This is a genomic window from Citrobacter sp. H12-3-2 (genome assembly GCF_009649895.1).
GTDB lineage: Bacteria > Pseudomonadota > Gammaproteobacteria > Enterobacterales > Enterobacteriaceae > Citrobacter > Citrobacter portucalensis.
Map to the genome: position 1 here is coordinate 4,749,405 of NZ_CP045837.1, position 17,295 is coordinate 4,766,699.

Below are 17,295 nucleotides of genomic sequence, written 5' to 3' on the forward strand. Positions count from 1 at the left end.
GCACTCACGTTATGCTGCCGCAGCCGCTAGCTTTTGCTTTTTAATCCGCTTCACCAGAATTGTCGAACAGATAAAGCCCATTAAGCTGAACGCAATCATCACGCTAAAGACATAGTTGTAGCCAGTGATGCCGCTATTGGTATCCAGCAAATAGCCGTACAACGTGTACGCAAACATCGCTGGCATATAACCGATGATGCAACCAAATGCCATTGCCGAGCCCGCATACTCACGTGGGGTACCGATCTCATCCATCGGCGCGAAGAAAATGGCGCGCTGTGAGAAGATAATCGCTCCGAACCCTAATGTCGCCGCCATACCGATATACACGTTCATTGTTTGATGCGGTAACTGCATGAACACAAGCATCGCCACAGCAGAGATCAGGAACGTCCACTTCAGATACACTGTCGGTGATTTAGCAACTTTATCTGCCAACATTCCACCAATCGGCCCACCTACCATTTTTAACGCATACTGGTTGATGATGCCGTACGCACCGACGAGAGCTACCGGCAGCATATAGATATCTTTTAAGAACGGAATAAAGTAAGTCAGTCCACAGTACGCGGCATAAACGAAGAAAATACCTAAAGAAGCCAGCCAAACATTAGGGCAGGACAAAACATGTTTGATACCCTTTAACACTTCCATGTTGGCACTGGTTTTCTCGCCGCCTTTCACTTTGTCATCATCGACAATAAAGTACGTCACAATACCTGCCACAAGCGTAATTACCGTATAGAACAACAGGCCCGCCTGCATCCCCGCTTTACCTTCACCAAACTGAACGAAGACAAACAGAGCGCCAGATGCAACGATAACATCCACCACGCCACGTCCGGCTTCTAAAAAGCCGAACATGCGTCCTTGTTCTTCTTTCGTTCCCAGCAAACGAACGGCTTTCAGCAATACCGGCCAATAAACCACATCGGCAAAGAAAGCCATCGCGGCAAAGCAAATGAGATAACCAGTAAATGACGGTAGCGTTGCCAGATATAAGCCACATAACCCAACGCCAATCAGACCGAACGGTAATAATATTTTCTTGGAGTAACGATCTGCGATATAGAGAGAAAGAAAAAGTCCGGTTGTCTGAACAATCGTATAAACCGTAAAGCTCAACCCAATTTGCGTATTAGTTAAACCCCAGTCATTCTGCATTGGCACATAGAAAACATCTTTCATACTTGAAAGCTTGAATATCGTGCCGCCGCCTAAAATCAAAAAACAGAGCCTTGCCCATTTATTCATGAACATGATTAAACCCTCATTGCTTGTTGAGAGAAATATCTAAATTAAATTGTATAATTAATAAAGCCAGGGGATTATTTTCATAATCCTTTCCGCATTTAATAATATTTTAAGAAAACTAATTAATTGCCTATAAACTTGTCACATATATCACGAATGTATTTTATTTGGGCAAGAGCATGTTCTTTTTCCTGCGCCAATCGCGCATCAATCATGTTGCTGTCAGGCAGCGGCGTATAACTTGCATCGCGCCATGGGATCCATGGATTATCACCCTCATCGTCGAAGCGAAATGCAGGGGCATAATATTCAACTTCTTCTTCCAGGCCAAAAGCATGTACTTGCGGTTTATCTTCACCTAAAAGTAATAATGCCTTAAGCATTTCTTCCATGGGTAAATCGCCGTGTCCTGAACGACAAGCCTCATGCCCCCAGCCTTTACCTTCTTTGATAATTTTTGCGTCTTTGATATGCACCTGAGTGATCAGAGGAGACATAACCTCTAACGCAGAAAGCGGCTGTTCATTAGCATTAATCATGTTGCCAAAATCAAACAGAATAGAGAGATTTTTCATCCCGCTATTGTTAACCAGCGTCACCAGCTCATGGCCTTGCAGATCTTCATGCTGTTCGATAGTAAAGCTTAGTCCGCAATCGTCATACTGAGACAGCCATGCAATATCATTGGCAATCTTCGCCATAACATCGTTGAGATGCCCTTCATAACGCGGGTAGAAACGCACTGAAGTTGCACCAGTAGCAACAGCAATACGGATGGCATCCGTCAATGTCGCCTTATCCGATGCGCTTGTTTCGATATGCACATCCAGATTATATTTTTTGGCCTTCTCTTTAAAATCGTGTAGCTGCTGATCGTTCAGTTTCTGCAGTGATTGGGACTCACCATCCTCAACATGTATTTTTACACCCTTCAATTTTTGCTGATGCGCAATATCCAGAAGATCCCCCGGCAGGACTCTCTCGTAGCGCATATTCAGATGAAAAGCATAAGCATGTAGGTACAGCGGTATATTTCTCGCGCGTTCCGCAAGAAGTTCTTGGTTACATTTTCCCATTATTTTTCTCATTCATCGCGAATAACAAGTTCCACTGATTCAAGTCTCCAGTATTCGAAATCAACCTGAACCACTTTTTTATCTCGGGTAGCCCGATGTTTTTCTACTAAAATTCCATACGTATTAGGCGCAACACCCAGCTCTTTGCAGGCCACTTCTGGCATATTGACCGGTTTAAAAACCATTTCTTTGATATTTAAAACATGGCCAAATGCATCTTCCCAGACGCTGGCAAAAGACTGATTGCCCAATTTATTAATGAATCCTGGCGCAACATCGGCATCAATATAGGATTCATGGTAAAACACTTTATGTGAATCAAGACCGCACCAACCGGTAATCAGATAACGATCGCCCGAAGAGAGAAAAACATCCTCAACATGGTGTGGGACTGTATCAATGGTTTCTTTGGTTAAATAATCCCAAAAAGGCTTACGTCCCTGAGCACAGGCTTCAGCATTGAAGCTGGAAAGTGATTTAGGGTTATAAATAAATCGCTTCGACGAAATAAACCAACCACTGCGGTTCTTACGGAAAATACGCGCATCGATCTCAAGCTCAATCAGAACCTGACGTAAGGTCATACGCTTTGCATCCAGCAGCTCACATAACTCCCTTTCCGAAGGCAATTTGGACCCCGCTGGTAAATTCTTCTCGTTTAACCAGCTTTCAAAGCGCTCCCTGAGCACATCAACATTGTTTTTCTTTTTCATTTCGCTCATCTGGTTTAAACCAATTTGAAGCTAAGATATTTGAGTGCAGGAAATACTCAAGTTTTTTTTCAACGCAGAGTTTCTTTTTGTGGACCAGGTATCAAGAATGGCTTTGAAGCAAACCGTGACCGTCAGGTTTTTGCCCGGTTTGGTACGCAGGGGGATGAACCACGGGGAGAGGTAAATCAGGTGTCGCCACCTGATTTAATTGCCAGATGAAGGTAGGTTTATTTTCCCCACAAACGGCGGGAATTGTCTTCGATCTTGCCGCTTAAACGGCGCTTTTGCATCGTTCTGGTCCAGCTTTTTGATAACCCAGCAGCCGACAGTAAACGGTGATATTGTGAATCATCAAACGGCATATGCCAGGCGATAGCAATAGCCTCCCCCACGCTGACGTCGCTCACGCGTGACGCCAGGATCAACGGCGCGTCTGCTGACACCTGACCAGCCGCGATGACGCTACACAGCCAGCCCGTCTTGCCCGCATCCTGCATCTGGCTGGCCATATCGCTGATGCCAAAATGGAAATTCAGCTTAAAGCACGGCGAGCGCGGCTGCGTGACCTGAATCAGCGCCTCTCCCCACTGGAAAATGTCGCCAATATACACATTATCTTCAGTCAGCCCCTCAGTAGAGAGGTTCTCACCAAACGCGGGGGCGACAAATAGCTCCGCCTGCTCCGGAAACGCTTGTCTCCAGTGCTGATAGTGTTCACGCGGATAGTGACACAGCGCGCGATCCGGCCCGCCGTGAATTTTCGTTTCCGCTTGTTCATCCCCCGTCAGCCCCAGTTCGGTCAGCATCAACTCACCGTCAATCTGGACTTTAGCAATCGCGCTGGGACGGCTTCCCGTGTAGTCCCGAACTTTGCCCGTAAAAACATCGACCGGATATCGCATCTGTTCCCTCTCCCGATAAATTTCCCCCATTACACCACATTTATTTTACCCCAGTCGCTCAAAATGAGAGCACGGTTCACATGAAACTTAGGGACACATGCTATCAATGTAATCTGGTTTTGAAACGTCATTTCAAATAAGGAGTCGACAACGTGACTGGTCAATCGCAATTTGCTGGCGTCTGGTGTCCTTCCATTACGCCAATGGACAATGATGGCAAGATCGATCTCAACGGTCTAAGCCAGCATCTCAAACGCCTTACCGAGGCCAAAATCGACGTGATTTTGCTGATGGGCAGCATCGGGGAATTTGCCTCCTTCACGCTTGAAGAAAGGCTGCTGCTGATCCGCGAGGCCCGGGCCATGAGCTCGCTGAAGATGGTCGCCAACGTCTCATCCACCTGCCAGAATGATGTTTTATTGATGGCGCAGGAAGCGTATCGCTCAGGTTACGATGCCGTGATGATCCTGCCGCCCTACTACTACGGACAAACGGCGAAACAGCTGCTGAGCTACTTCCGTCAGTTGGGGCAGACACTCAGCGGCAAATGGTTTGCTTATAACTTCCCGGCACGCACCGGCTGCGATTTAACCCCCGAACTGGTAGCCACCCTCGCCGCCGAGTTCCCGAATTTCGCTGGCATTAAAGACACCGTCGACTGCCAGTCCCATACCCGCAGTATGATTCAGACCACCCGCGCCGTGCGGGAGGATTTTGCCGTGCTGTCCGGCTATGACGAATACTACATTCCCAACCTGTTAGCAGGTGGCGCGGGGATAATTTCAGGGTTGAACAACGTCATGCCGGAACTGTTTGTCAGCGCGCGGGAAGCGTTTAAACAGGGCGACCTGGCAGCGCTTCGCGATATTCAGGACCAGATTGGCACCTACATGTCCATCTATGCCATCGGCGAAGATTTTGTCACCACCATCAAAACCGTGGTATCGCGTAAGTTTGGCTATTGTACCAGCGTGTCACGTAATGCCGGTGGAGAGTTGAACGAGAGTGAGTGTCGAACAATCGATGAGGTGTTTGTCGTCAAAGGGTAAATAATTAAGCCGGATGGTGCAGACCATCCGGCTTAAGAGACTTACTTCACGGTGCCACGAATATCAATTTCTGCCGCCCTTGCTTTGGCCCTTTTCGACCAGATAGACGTGATAATCGGCACCAGAATGGAGGTCACAATCACCGACGTGGCGACCAGGGAAGTTGCTGCCGGTGCCATCGGTTTAAATGCCGGAACCATTTCAGCAATCAGCACAGGCGTAGCAACCGCCGCCCCCGCAGAACTGGAAGCGGCAATCCCCGCCGTACCATCGCCACCACCAATCAGTTTATCGGCGATAATCAATGGAATACCAGTGATGATAATCACCGCCACGCCCAGCAGAATACCCAGCACGCCGGTCTGCGCAATCACGCTCAAATCAATGGTGTTACCTAATGCGAAGGCAAAGAACGGGATCAGCGTCTGCACCGCTTTGCTGAAGAACTCCCGCAGTTCAGGGTCCAGATTCCCCAGCGCAAAGCCAATCAGGAACGGCAATACCGCACCAACAAATACGTGTGGTTCAAACGACGCGATCCCGGCGGTTCCCAGAATCACCATGGTCATCAGCGGGCCAGACTCCAGCGACATCAGGACAAACGCCCCGGCCTCTTCTTTGGTGCCGTACTGCTGCATAATCGAGGCATACAGCCCGCCGTTGGTCATATCCATCGCGGCCACCAGCGCCAGCGTAGACAACCCAGCGAAGAATCCGACCTCTACACCATGTTCCGGCAGAATGCGTGAAGCAATCGCTGCAACCACCCACGCCACCAGAATCTTGGTTATGACTAACGTACCTGATTTGCGCAGCACGGTGCCGGTGGCGCTTAGCTTGATCGACGCCCCCATGCAAAAGAACCAGACTGCCAGGATAGGCACCGTACCGGTGATCATACCGTTGGTAAAAGAGCCGAAATATTTCCCGGCGCCGGGGGAAAAGGTGTGACACAACGCGCCCAGGAAAAGCGGCACCAGCATCATACCGCCTGGGATTTTCTCTATCGTACGTTTGATCTGCATTTCCATCACCTGTAGACATAAAAATGGGGCAATTTTTATGGGCGATTGCATCTTGCTTTGAGATGCGCCCGTCTTGATGAAAAGAAGATAGACATTCATAGAGACTATAAAAGTGATCCCACTCGCATAATAAAACCTTGTTTCAATTTAAGTGGATCATTGTTTTTATATTGAGTTTGATCACAAAAAAACCCCACAAGCATCGCTTGCAGGGCTTCGTTAAAGCGTAGAACTTATTTTTTTGCTGCGAAACGCGCGGCAGCTTCGTCCCAGTTCACCACGTTCCAGAACTCTTTGATGTAGTCCGGGCGACGGTTCTGGAATTTCAGGTAGTAAGCGTGTTCCCAAACGTCCAGGCCCACGATTGGGAAACCGGAAGCGCCAGAGATAGCTTCACCCATCAGCGGGGAATCCTGGTTGGCGGTGGAAACAACAGCCAGTTTGTCACCTTTCAGAACCAGCCACGCCCAGCCGGAGCCAAAGCGGGTTGCCGCTGCTTTTTCAAATTCAGCTTTGAAGTTGTCAACGGAGCCGAAGTCACGTTCGATAGCCGCTTTCAGGTCGCCCTGCAGCGTAGTACCGGTTTTCAGGCCTTTCCAGAACAGGCTGTGGTTAGCGTGACCGCCCGCGTTGTTACGCAGTACGGTTTTCTTGTCTGCTGGCAGTTGATCCAGTTTGGTGATCAGCTCTTCAACGGACAGGCTGGCGAATTCAGGCAGGCTTTCCAGCGCAGCGTTGGCGTTGTTTACGTAAGCCTGGTGGTGTTTGGTGTGGTGGATTTCCATCGTCTGCTTATCGAAGTGCGGTTCAAGGGCATCATAAGCGTACGGCAGGGATGGCAGTGTATAACTCATAATCATCTCCAGTATTGTCGGGCGGCCAGTGTTAACGCCGCGTAAGCAGTTGGGTCATTATAGTTAATTAAATGATATTGAAAATGATTATCAATGCCGTACTTTTTACAGGGTTTTAATGAATCAAACCCATTGTTAAAGATGTGAGCCGAATCACCCACTTAACGTGATAATTGCCAACATGCGCAAAAGGGCGGCAATCGTCAAAAGGTTAACCACCTGCGTAATTTTTAAACTCGTTAGGTCGGAGGGGTCATTACCGACGATAAAAAATAACGAGGATTAAGTCATGAGTAACGCGATTACGATGGGTATCTTTTGGCATTTGATAGGGGCAGCCAGTGCCGCCTGCTTCTATGCCCCGTTCAAGCAAGTCAAACATTGGTCATGGGAAACGATGTGGTCGGTTGGCGGGATCGTCTCCTGGATAATCCTGCCGTGGACCATCAGCGCCATGTTACTTCCCGATTTCTGGGCCTACTTCAGCTCCTTCAGCCTCTCCACGCTGGCGCCGGTATTTCTGTTTGGTGCAATGTGGGGGATTGGCAATATCAACTATGGCCTGACCATGCGCTATCTCGGTATGTCGATGGGTATCGGGATTGCGATAGGTATTACGCTGATTGTCGGCACGCTGATGACCCCGATTATCAACGGCAATTTTGATGTACTGATCAATACCTCTGGTGGCCGCATGACGCTGCTTGGCGTACTGGTCGCGCTGATTGGCGTGGGCATTGTTACCCGTGCCGGTCAGTTAAAAGAACGAAAAATGGGCATCAAAGCGGAAGATTTCAACCTGAAAAAAGGTCTGGTTCTGGCCGTCATGTGCGGTATTTTCTCCGCCGGGATGTCCTTTGCGATGAACGCGGCGAAACCGATGCACGATGCCGCCGCCGCGTTGGGCGTCGATCCGCTGTATGTCGCCCTGCCTAGCTATGTGGTCATTATGGGCGGTGGCGCGCTTGTTAACCTGGGCTTCTGCTTCATTCGTCTGGCAAAAGTGAAGAACTTGTCGATAAAAGCCGACTTCTCGTTAGCCAAACCGCTGATTATCACCAACGTGCTGCTCTCTGCGCTTGGTGGCTTGATGTGGTATCTACAATTCTTCTTCTACGCCTGGGGCCACGCACGTATTCCGGCGCAGTATGACTATGTAAGCTGGATGCTGCACATGAGCTTCTATGTTTTGTGCGGCGGGATTGTCGGTCTGGTATTGAAAGAGTGGAAAAACGCGGGTCGTCGTCCGGTCAGCGTGTTAAGCCTCGGCTGCGTAGTGATCATTGTCGCGGCAAACATTGTCGGTCTGGGAATGGCCAGCTAAGCATGCTGAGTACTGAGATGACGCCACTGGCTCGGCGTCATCCCGGTTTCCCGCGTAAATACCACCGAAAAGTAGTTACTGTCCTCAAAGCCGCAGCGCATGGAAATCTCGCTAATCATCAACCGACTATGTTTGAGCAGATACTGCGCATGGCAAACCCGCACCTGGCGGAGATACTGGTTGATGGTCATCCCGGTCTGGCTGCGAAACTGCTGGCGCAAAACGCGCTCGCTGCATTGTTCGCGCTCGCAAAACGTATCCAGTTCAAACGCATGCTCATGGCTACCGGCTAACGCGGTGATCAGTTTATCCAACAGCGTTTCACTGGAGGTCGCCGGGAGCGTATCCGTGGCATAACGATGCCGCTTAAGGTGTGTCACCAGCTGCCCGAACAGCAGCTCAGCCATGGTAAAAGCCTGTGCATCACGTTGATTACTTTCATGTTCAAGCTGGCTTATCACCTGTCGGACCTGGCTCATGCCAACGCTGCCGAGTCGCCAATGCGGCTGCCTCGGCGTACCGTTAAATCCGGGGATCGCCCCTTGCCAGTCAACATTCAGCGTCAACCGCTCCGGGCAGTAGATGATATTTTGCAACACCAGGTCGTTCACAGAGGTGTAGGAGTGTTTATCTTCGGCGCGAATGTAAAACAGATCGCCACGGGTTATCCGGTACGGGCGATCGTTAAGGACATGCAGACCATTACCGCGCCAGACCATAACCAGCTCGCAAAACTCGTGGGTATGCTCAGCAAAGACATCCTGCGGATAACGGTCAGCCACGGCCACAGCCTGCTGCTCATGCGCAAAGAAGTCTGATTTCAGAAGGACCAGATGATTCGCCATCACAATATTCCCTGTCGGATGGCGGCTACGCCTTATCCGACCTACAGATTACGTGACACGTAGGCCGGATAAGGCGTAGCCACCATCCGGCGTTAAGGGACATGATTATCTGAGATTCGGCGGTAAAAAACGTTGATAGCTTTCGCGTTACTGGAGGCGGCTTGCCACAACGAGATCGCGCCCCTGACGAATATCGCGTGGTGACCACTTGAACTCACGACGAAAAAGCGTCGAAAAGTGGTTACTGTCGCCGAATCCGCAGAGATAAGCGATGTCTGTCACACTGTCATCACTGTGGCGAAGCAGATGCCGGGCCTTGATCAGACGCAAGCGGTTAAGGTAGCGCTGCGGCGTCAATCCGGTTTGCTGTTTGAGTTGGCGATGCAGAGTGCGCAAAGAGAGGGAAAACTTCTCGGCCAGCGCCTCCCAACACACCTCGTCGGCAAAGTTATCTTCCAGCCACGCCATCAGGAGGTTAAGCCGCGCGTCGTTATCGGTCGCTGCTTCCATCAGGCTGCTTTTACGCAGCAGTACCAGCAACTGCATAAACAGGATCTCGCGATTTGCCGCCGTTGGTGTATCCATCCCCTCACCGAGCGCTTCCATCTGCCCCACCAGTTGTCGAACCTGCTGCAACACCCCCTGATTCACCCGCCAGTGGGAGGGATACTGCCCGTTCTGTTCCTGAGGTAAAAGCTGATTCAGCCCAGCCAGAAATTGAAACGCATCCGGGGAGCGATACAACACATTGGTCAGGCACAGATTGTCAGTATGTTCATATAAATGCCGGTCATGATCGCGAACGAAACACACTGTACCGCCGCTGATGGTGTAAGGCTGCCCATTGAACACATGGATCCCCGTTCCATGTTCGACCACAACAATTTCATGAAAATCATGATGATGCTCTGGAAACGCAGGTTGAGGAAGCCGCGGTTCAATAGCCACAGGCGCTTTACCTGTCGGAAAAAAATCCACGCAATGCAATACCGTCATGATGACATCCTTCCCGATCAAATGAACATGGCTGAATAGTAATTAAGGGTTATCACCCTCACCTTAAATTTTTGACGCCAAAGTGCGTAAACACGGTCAATTCTTCAAGAAATGGCGGGAAAGATCGGGAATTGCGGAAGGCGTCACATCCGCTAAAACAGGTCCTATTAATAGAAATTGTGAACAGCGTCACGTTCACCTTTGCCATGTTGCCAGCCGCTAATTGTGGCTGTCACTGTCAAGAAGGTACGCGTTATCAGGGGTTCTTAGAATGAGTGCAATAAAACTCAGAAGGACCTCGCTATGACTTTTCGCCATTGTGTCGCAGTCGATCTCGGCGCATCCAGTGGGCGCGTAATGCTGGCGCGTTACGACAGTGAACACCGCTCCCTGACGCTACGTGAAATCCACCGCTTCATGAACTGCCTGCAAAAAACAGACGGTTTTGACACCTGGGACATCGACAGCCTGGAAAACGATATTCGTCTTGGCCTGAAAAAAGTCTGCGATGAAGGCATTCGGATAGACAGCATCGGCATTGATACCTGGGGCGTGGATTACGTTCTGATCGATAACGTCGGTCAACGTGTCGGTCTGCCGGTCTCTTACCGTGACAGCCGCACGACTGGCATTATGGCGCAGGCGATGGAGCAGCCGGGTAAAGGTGAAATTTACCGCCGTAGCGGCATTCAGTTTCTGCCCTTTAACACCCTGTATCAACTGCGTGCGCTGGTTGAACAGCAGCCAGAACTGCTCCCGCAGGTGGCCCATGCCCTGCTGATCCCCGACTACTTCAGCTTTCGCCTGACCGGCAAAATGAACTGGGAATACACCAACGCCACCACCACCCAGCTCGTCAATATCAATACCGACGACTGGGATGACACACTGCTGGCATGGACCGGGGCAGACAAAGCCTGGTTTGGTCGCCCGACGCATCCAGGGAACGTGATCGGCCACTGGATTTGCCCACAGAAAAACCAAATTCCGGTTGTCGCCGTCGCCAGTCACGACACGGCCAGCGCGGTCATTGCTTCTCCGCTGGCCGACAAAAACAGCGCCTATCTCTCTTCCGGGACCTGGTCGCTGATGGGCTTTGAGAGCAGAACACCGTATACCAACGATGCGGCGCTGGCGGCGAATATTACCAACGAAGGCGGCGCGGAAGGACGCTACCGTGTCCTGAAAAATATCATGGGGCTATGGCTGCTCCAGCGCGTATTAAAAGAGCGCCAGATTACCGACCTGCCAACGCTTATCAGCCAAACGCAAGCGCTGCCGGCCTGCCAGTTCCTGATAAACCCGAACGACGATCGCTTTATCAACCCCGACGATATGAGTGCAGAAATTCAGGCAGCATGCCGTGAATCAGGCCAACCCGTTCCCCTGCAAAACGCCGAACTGGCGCGCTGTATCTTCGACAGCCTGGCGTTGCTGTACGCCGACATCCTGCAAGAACTGGCACAACTGCGTGGTGCAGCATTTAGCCAACTGCACATTGTCGGTGGCGGCTGCCAGAACACCTTACTGAACCAGCTGTGTGCGGACGCCTGCGGTATTCGCGTGATGTCCGGGCCGATTGAGGCCTCCACGCTCGGCAATATTGGCATCCAGCTGATGACGCTGGACGAGCTGAACAACGTCGATGATTTCCGTCAGGTGGTGCGCGCCAACTACGAACTGACCACCTTCATTCCCAATCCTGAAAGTGAAATTGCCCGCTACCAGGCGCAGTTTCAATCACTACGACAGACAAAGGAGCTTTGCGCATGACCACTCAACTTGAACAAGCCTGGGAACTGGCAAAACTGCGTTTCGCCGCGGTAGGTATTGATGTCGAGGCGGCCTTACGCCAGCTCGATCGTCTGCCGGTCTCCATGCACTGCTGGCAAGGCGATGACGTCGCCGGTTTCGAAAACCCGGAAGGCTCGCTCACTGGCGGAATTCAGGCTACTGGTAACTATCCGGGTAAAGCGCGTAACGCCACCGAACTGCGGGCCGATCTGGAGCAGGCGCTGAGCCTGATTCCTGGTCCAAAACGTCTGAATTTGCACGCGATCTATCTGGAATCTGATACGCCGGTTGCCCGCGACCAAATCAAACCTGAGCACTTTAAAAACTGGGTGGAGTGGGCGAAAGCGAACCAGTTAGGGCTGGATTTCAACCCATCCTGCTTCTCACACCCGCTGAGCGCCGACGGTTTCACGCTGGCGCACGCCGACGACACCATTCGCCAGTTTTGGATCGATCACTGCAAAGCCAGCCGTCGCGTCTCGGCGTATTTTGGCGAGCAGTTGGGTACACCATCGGTGATGAACATCTGGATCCCGGATGGCATGAAAGACATCACCGTTGACCGTTTAGCGCCGCGCCAGCGTCTGCTGGACGCACTGGACGAAGTGATCAGCGAGAAACTCGACCCGGCGCACCATATCGATGCCGTCGAAAGCAAGCTGTTTGGCATCGGTGCGGAAAGCTACACCGTGGGCTCTAACGAGTTCTACATGGGTTACGCCACCAGCCGCCAGACCGCACTGTGTCTGGATGCGGGCCACTTCCATCCGACTGAAGTGATCTCCGACAAAATTTCCGCCACCATGCTGTATGTACCACGCCTGCTGCTGCACGTCAGCCGTCCGGTGCGCTGGGACAGCGATCACGTGGTGCTGCTGGATGATGAAACTCAGGCGATTGCCAGCGAGATCGTTCGCCACAACCTGTTCGACCGCGTACACATTGGCCTCGACTTCTTCGACGCCTCCATTAACCGCATCGCCGCGTGGGTGATCGGCACCCGCAATATGAAAAAAGCCCTGCTGCGCGCGCTGTTAGAACCCACCGAGCAACTACGTCAGCTCGAAGCCAGCGGCGACTACACCGCACGTCTGGCCCTGCTGGAAGAGCAAAAATCGCTGCCGTGGCAGGCCGTCTGGGAGATGTATTGCCAGCGCCACGACACGCCTGCGGGCAGCCAGTGGCTGGACAGCGTGCGCGCTTATGAAAAAGAGATTTTGAGCAAACGTAGCTAACCGTGACGCCAGGCTTGTAGGCCGGATAAGACGCCCCGCGTCGCCATCCGGCAATAAATGAAACACGATTGCCGGATGGCGCTTCGCTTATCCGGCCTACGTAAGACCCGATAACGTTCGGGCAATAAACAGGAACACCGAACATGCAAAAAATTACGACTTCCTGGTTCGTCCAGGGGATGATCAAAGCCACTTCTGATGCGTGGCTGAAAGGCTGGGACGAGCGTAATGGCGGCAACCTGACGCTGCGTCTTGATGAAGCAGATATCGCGCCGTTTAGCGCCGATTTCCACGAAAAACCACGCTATATTGCGCTAAGTCAGCCGATGCCGCTGCTGGCAAACACACCGTTTATCGTCACCGGTTCCGGTAAGTTTTTCCGTAACGTCCAGCTCGATCCCGCGGCAAACTTGGGCGTGGTACAAATAGACAGCGACGGTGCGGGCTACCACATCCTCTGGGGCCTGACCCACGAGGCCGTGCCGACCTCTGAACTGCCGGCTCACTTCCTCTCTCACTGCGAACGCATTAAAGCGACGAACGGTAAAGACCGCGTGATCATGCACTGCCATGCCACCAACCTGATCGCTCTGACCTACGTACTGGAAAACAATACAGCGCTGATTACCCGCAAGCTGTGGGAAGGCAGCACCGAGTGCCTGGTGGTGTTCCCGGATGGCGTTGGCATTCTGCCGTGGATGGTGCCGGGTACAGATGAAATTGGTCAGGCTACCGCCAAGGAAATGCAGAAACACTCGCTGGTACTTTGGCCGTTCCACGGCGTGTTCGGAAGCGGACCTACCCTCGACGAAGCGTTCGGTTTGATAGATACCGCAGAGAAATCCGCCGAAGTTCTGGTCAAAATCTTTTCGATGGGCGGTATGAAGCAAACCATCTCACGTGAAGAGCTGGTCGCACTTGGCAAACGCTTTGGTGTTACGCCGCTGGCAAGCGCCATAGAGCTGTACTGATACCTCCCAACTCAACGCCGGATGCGGCTTCGCCTTATCCGGCCTACAGGATTTTATTATTAAGGAGAATAGTGATGAGCTTTATGTTGGCACTGCCAAAAATTAGCCTGCATGGCGCCGGCGCGATTGCCGATATGGTGAATCTCGTGGCGAATAAACAATGGGGCAAAGCGCTGATCGTCACCGATGGTCAACTGGTAAAACTGGGCCTGCTGGATAGCCTGTTTGCCGCGCTGGATAAACATCAAATGTCTTACCACCTGTTTGATGAAGTATTCCCGAACCCGACAGAAGAGCTGGTACAGAAAGGTTTTGCAGCCTATCAGAACGCAGAATGTGACTACATCATCGCCTTCGGTGGCGGCAGCCCGATCGATACCGCCAAAGCGGTGAAAATCCTGACAGCCAACCCTGGCCCTTCTACCACCTACTCCGGCGTGGGCAAAGTGAAAAATGCTGGCGTCCCGCTGGTCGCCATCAACACTACCGCCGGTACGGCAGCAGAGATGACCAGCAACGCGGTCATTATCGACTCTGCCCGTAAGGTTAAAGAGGTGATCATCGACCCGAATATCATCCCGGACATCGCCGTGGATGATGCCAGCGTCATGCTGGAAATCCCGGCCTCCGTCACCGCCGCAACCGGTATGGACGCCCTGACCCACGCGGTGGAAGCCTATGTTTCCGTTGGTGCTCATCCGCTCACCGACGCTAACGCACTGGAAGCGATTCGCCTGATCAACCTGTGGCTACCAAAAGCGGTCGACGACGGTCATAACCTCGAAGCTCGTGAGCAAATGGCGTTTGGTCAGTATCTGGCGGGGATGGCATTTAACAGCGCTGGTCTGGGTCTGGTGCATGCGCTGGCGCACCAGCCGGGCGCAACCCATAATCTGCCACACGGCGTCTGCAACGCCATCCTGCTGCCGGTAATCGAAAACTTTAACCGTCCGAACGCCGTGGCGCGCTTTGCCCGCGTGGCGCAGGCGATGGGCGTCGATACCCGTGACATGAGCGATGAAGCGGCAAGTATGGAGGCCATCAACGCGATTCGTGCACTCAGCAAGCGTGTCGGTATTCCTGCGGGCTTTAGTTCCCTTGGCGTGACGAAAGAGGATATTGAAGGCTGGCTGGATAAAGCGTTGGCCGATCCGTGTGCGCCATGCAACCCGCGCACCGCCAGCCGCGACGAGGTCCGCGAGCTGTATCTGGAGGCGTTATGATCCGCAAGGCCTTTGTGATGCAGGTGAATGCCGACGCGCACGTTGAATATCAACGTCGGCACAATCCCATCTGGCCAGAGCTGGAAGCTGTGCTGAAAGAGCACGGCGCCCATCACTACGCGATTTATCTCGATCAGGCGCGCAATCTGCTGTTCGCCACCGTTGAGATTGAGTCCGAAGAACGCTGGAATGCCGTTGCCAGCACCGACGTTTGCCAACGTTGGTGGAAGCATATGCGTGACGTAATGCCAGCAAACCCGGACAACAGCCCGGTTAGCGCAGAGCTAAAAGAAGTGTTTTATTTGCAGTAAGTTATATGCCCGGTGGCGCAAGCTTACCGGGCCTACGGTTTTATTTTTTGTAGGTCGGATAAGCGATAGCGCCATCCGGCAATTCAATTTTGCTCAGAAACCAGAATCGCCTGGGTGTCAGGCTCCAGCGCTTTAAAAATATGCGCCCGATCGGCGGGGTAACAAATATAGTCCCCCTCGCCTAACTCCTCCGGGGCTTCCGTCAATCCTACCATCGCCTTACCCTGCGTCACGATGATGTGTTCAACCGATCCCGGTGGATGCGGCTGTGAAATACGATCCGCGCCCGGCTGCGTCAGCAGCAGATAGATATCCCGCCGCGCCCCCGGCGGGCAGGCGGCCAGTAAAATGGCCTGATAGTGGGCCTGCTCAGCCACCACCTTTGTTCCTTCGCCGCGGCGAATCACCTGCGTTTTTTGTTCCTGCGGCTCCAGCAGGCGAGCAAAGGGAATATCTAACGCCACACACAGCGACCAGAGCGTTTCCAGGCTAGGATTGCCATTGCCCGCTTCCAATTGCGAGAGTGTCGATTTTGCAATCCCTGCGCGACGGGCAATCTCTGCCAATGACAAACCGGTGCGCTGACGTTCACGCACAAGGCTTTTCGCGATCATACTGATGGGCTGGGTCATTCACGACTCCACGTTCTTTATATCGAACGATTCGTTCGACTTGTAATATTGACTGGTCGCGTTCATTATAATGGAAATTCGTTCGATATGGCTAAAACGGTATGAAACATTATTTTTCCAGTCTCAAAGGCGACACGATAAAAGCAATATTTTTGGTCTGTCTGGCCGTCGGCGTAGTCGGCATGTCATACGGCTCGCTGGCGATGGCCTACGGCTTCCCGCTGTGGGTACCGTTTGTGCTTTCGATTACGGTACTGGCGGGTGCGTCCGAGTTTATGTTTATCGGTATCGTCGCCAGCGGCGGTAACCCACTGGCGGCGGCGGCTGCCGGTTTACTGGTCAACGCCCGACACGTGCCGTTTGGCGTCACGGTGCGCGATCTGGTGGGCTCGCGGGCTGCGAGTTTCCTCGGCTGTCATATCATGAACGACGAAAGCGTAGTCTTTGGCCTGTCGCAAAAAACGCCCGAACAACGTAAAGCCGCCTTCTGGCTGTGCGGTCTGGGCGTCGCGCTTTTCTGGCCTGTTGGCACACTGATCGGCGCGGGCGTCGGCAAACTGCTCCCCGCCCCGGAAACCATCGGTCTGGATGCCGTCTTCCCTGCAATTTTATTAGCCTTAGTGGTCCCGGCCTTTAAAAACCGCACCACGCTGATTCGCGCCTGTAGCGGCGCCGGGTTGTCGCTTGCCGCCATCCCCTTTGCGCCGGTCGGTTTACCTGTTCTGCTCTCACTGTTTGGCTTACTGACGAGGAAAAAATAATGGGCAACATGACGCTGTTTATCGTCGGTATCGCCATGTTATCTCTGGGAACATATTTAATGCGTTTAGGAGGAGCGAAGCTTGGGAGCCGTTTAGCGTTCTCGGAACGCTCGCAGGCGCTGCTTTCCGACGCCGCAACGGTATTACTGTTCTCCGTTGCGCTGGCGACTACCTTTTACGAAGGCGAACACTTCGCTGGCATGGCGCGCGTGCTGGGCGTGGCTTTTGCGGTATTTCTCGCATGGCGCAAGATGCCGCTAATCGTGGTGATCGTCGCTGCCGCAGTGGTGACCGCATTGCTGCGAATGGCGGGTATAAACTAAAAAAGCG

General features: G+C 52.5%; 18 protein-coding genes. 9 read left to right on the forward strand and 9 right to left on the reverse strand.

The genetic code is table 11. The annotated features are described in order from the left end of the window. Positions 1-9: 9 nt before the first annotated feature. The 4 genes from GHC22_RS22530 to yiiM form a co-directional block, all read right to left on the reverse strand. Complete coding sequence (locus GHC22_RS22530; RefSeq protein WP_103015331.1) at positions 10-1,254, reverse strand: MFS transporter; 1,245 nt, start codon at positions 1,252-1,254, stop codon at positions 10-12. 122 nt (positions 1,255-1,376) lie between these two features. Next, positions 1,377-2,330 carry a sugar phosphate isomerase/epimerase gene (locus GHC22_RS22535; RefSeq protein WP_020996111.1) on the reverse strand — a complete coding sequence of 318 codons (954 nt, stop codon included), beginning with the start codon at positions 2,328-2,330 and terminating at the stop codon, positions 1,377-1,379. Positions 2,331-2,338: 8 nt separating this feature from the next. Further along, a complete protein-coding gene (locus tag GHC22_RS22540; protein ID WP_032945585.1) occupies positions 2,339-3,043 on the reverse strand; it encodes a GntR family transcriptional regulator in 705 nt (234 codons plus the stop codon). A 227-nt stretch (positions 3,044-3,270) separates the two neighbouring features. Continuing rightward, complete coding sequence (gene yiiM, locus GHC22_RS22545; RefSeq protein WP_153753919.1) at positions 3,271-3,945, reverse strand: 6-hydroxyaminopurine reductase; 675 nt, start codon at positions 3,943-3,945, stop codon at positions 3,271-3,273. Between the two features lie 152 nt (positions 3,946-4,097). Here yiiM and GHC22_RS22550 point away from each other — a divergent pair, with 152 nt between their 5' ends. Beyond that, positions 4,098-4,994 carry a dihydrodipicolinate synthase family protein gene (locus GHC22_RS22550; protein WP_048237085.1) on the forward strand — a complete coding sequence of 299 codons (897 nt, stop codon included), beginning with the start codon at positions 4,098-4,100 and terminating at the stop codon, positions 4,992-4,994. A gap of 41 nt (positions 4,995-5,035) precedes the next feature. On the opposite strand, the gene kdgT is transcribed toward GHC22_RS22550, so the two are convergent. Both kdgT and sodA read right to left on the reverse strand, forming a co-directional pair. Beyond that, a complete protein-coding gene (kdgT, locus tag GHC22_RS22555; protein ID WP_020996114.1) occupies positions 5,036-6,019 on the reverse strand; it encodes a 2-keto-3-deoxygluconate transporter in 984 nt (327 codons plus the stop codon). Positions 6,020-6,252: 233 nt separating this feature from the next. Then, positions 6,253-6,873, reverse strand: a complete 621-nt coding sequence (gene sodA, locus GHC22_RS22560) for a superoxide dismutase [Mn] (RefSeq protein ID WP_003825239.1) — start codon at positions 6,871-6,873, stop codon at positions 6,253-6,255. 289 nt (positions 6,874-7,162) lie between these two features. Here sodA and rhaT point away from each other — a divergent pair, with 289 nt between their 5' ends. Continuing rightward, positions 7,163-8,197 (forward strand): L-rhamnose/proton symporter RhaT, encoded by a 1,035-nt coding sequence (gene rhaT / locus GHC22_RS22565; RefSeq protein ID WP_003825242.1) that lies wholly within the window; start codon positions 7,163-7,165, stop codon positions 8,195-8,197. Here the strand turns inward: rhaT and rhaR are convergent. Together rhaR and rhaS are read right to left on the reverse strand one after the other, a co-directional pair. Next, positions 8,194-9,042 (reverse strand): HTH-type transcriptional activator RhaR, encoded by an 849-nt coding sequence (rhaR, locus tag GHC22_RS22570; RefSeq protein ID WP_008787014.1) that lies wholly within the window; start codon positions 9,040-9,042, stop codon positions 8,194-8,196. The two genes, rhaT and rhaR, sit on opposite strands and share 4 nt — an antisense overlap. 147 nt (positions 9,043-9,189) lie before the next feature. Continuing rightward, entirely contained in the window at positions 9,190-10,038 is an 849-nt protein-coding gene (gene rhaS, locus GHC22_RS22575; protein ID WP_008787013.1) for an HTH-type transcriptional activator RhaS, read from the reverse strand. Positions 10,039-10,341: 303 nt separating this feature from the next. On the opposite strand from rhaS, the gene rhaB reads away from it, so the two are divergent. The 5 genes from rhaB (at position 10,342) to rhaM (ending at position 15,572) form a co-directional block, all read left to right on the forward strand. Further along, on the forward strand, positions 10,342-11,811 hold the full coding sequence (rhaB, locus tag GHC22_RS22580) for a rhamnulokinase (protein ID WP_060683050.1): 1,470 nt from the start codon (positions 10,342-10,344) through the stop codon (positions 11,809-11,811). Next, complete coding sequence (gene rhaA, locus GHC22_RS22585) at positions 11,808-13,067, forward strand: L-rhamnose isomerase (RefSeq protein ID WP_048237088.1); 1,260 nt, start codon at positions 11,808-11,810, stop codon at positions 13,065-13,067. Before rhaB ends, rhaA begins: the two co-directional genes overlap by 4 nt. Before the next feature lie 143 nt (positions 13,068-13,210). Further along, positions 13,211-14,038 (forward strand): rhamnulose-1-phosphate aldolase, encoded by an 828-nt coding sequence (rhaD, locus tag GHC22_RS22590; protein WP_153753920.1) that lies wholly within the window; start codon positions 13,211-13,213, stop codon positions 14,036-14,038. A 74-nt stretch (positions 14,039-14,112) separates the two neighbouring features. Next, a complete protein-coding gene (gene fucO, locus GHC22_RS22595) occupies positions 14,113-15,261 on the forward strand; it encodes a lactaldehyde reductase (protein WP_153753921.1) in 1,149 nt (382 codons plus the stop codon). Next, positions 15,258-15,572 (forward strand): L-rhamnose mutarotase, encoded by a 315-nt coding sequence (rhaM, locus tag GHC22_RS22600; protein WP_003825253.1) that lies wholly within the window; start codon positions 15,258-15,260, stop codon positions 15,570-15,572. The genes fucO and rhaM overlap by 4 nt, the downstream gene beginning before the upstream one ends. Before the next feature lie 83 nt (positions 15,573-15,655). Here the strand turns inward: rhaM and GHC22_RS22605 are convergent, their stop codons facing one another. Further along, complete coding sequence (locus GHC22_RS22605; RefSeq protein WP_003825255.1) at positions 15,656-16,204, reverse strand: helix-turn-helix domain-containing protein; 549 nt, start codon at positions 16,202-16,204, stop codon at positions 15,656-15,658. A 101-nt stretch (positions 16,205-16,305) separates the two neighbouring features. Between GHC22_RS22605 and GHC22_RS22610 the strand changes: the two genes are divergently transcribed. Both GHC22_RS22610 and GHC22_RS22615 read left to right on the forward strand, forming a co-directional pair. Next, entirely contained in the window at positions 16,306-16,965 is a 660-nt protein-coding gene (locus tag GHC22_RS22610) for an AzlC family ABC transporter permease (protein WP_048215195.1), read from the forward strand. Beyond that, positions 16,965-17,288, forward strand: a complete 324-nt coding sequence (locus GHC22_RS22615) for an AzlD domain-containing protein (protein ID WP_003825260.1) — start codon at positions 16,965-16,967, stop codon at positions 17,286-17,288. The genes GHC22_RS22610 and GHC22_RS22615 overlap by 1 nt, the downstream gene beginning before the upstream one ends. Positions 17,289-17,295: the final 7 nt, after the last annotated feature.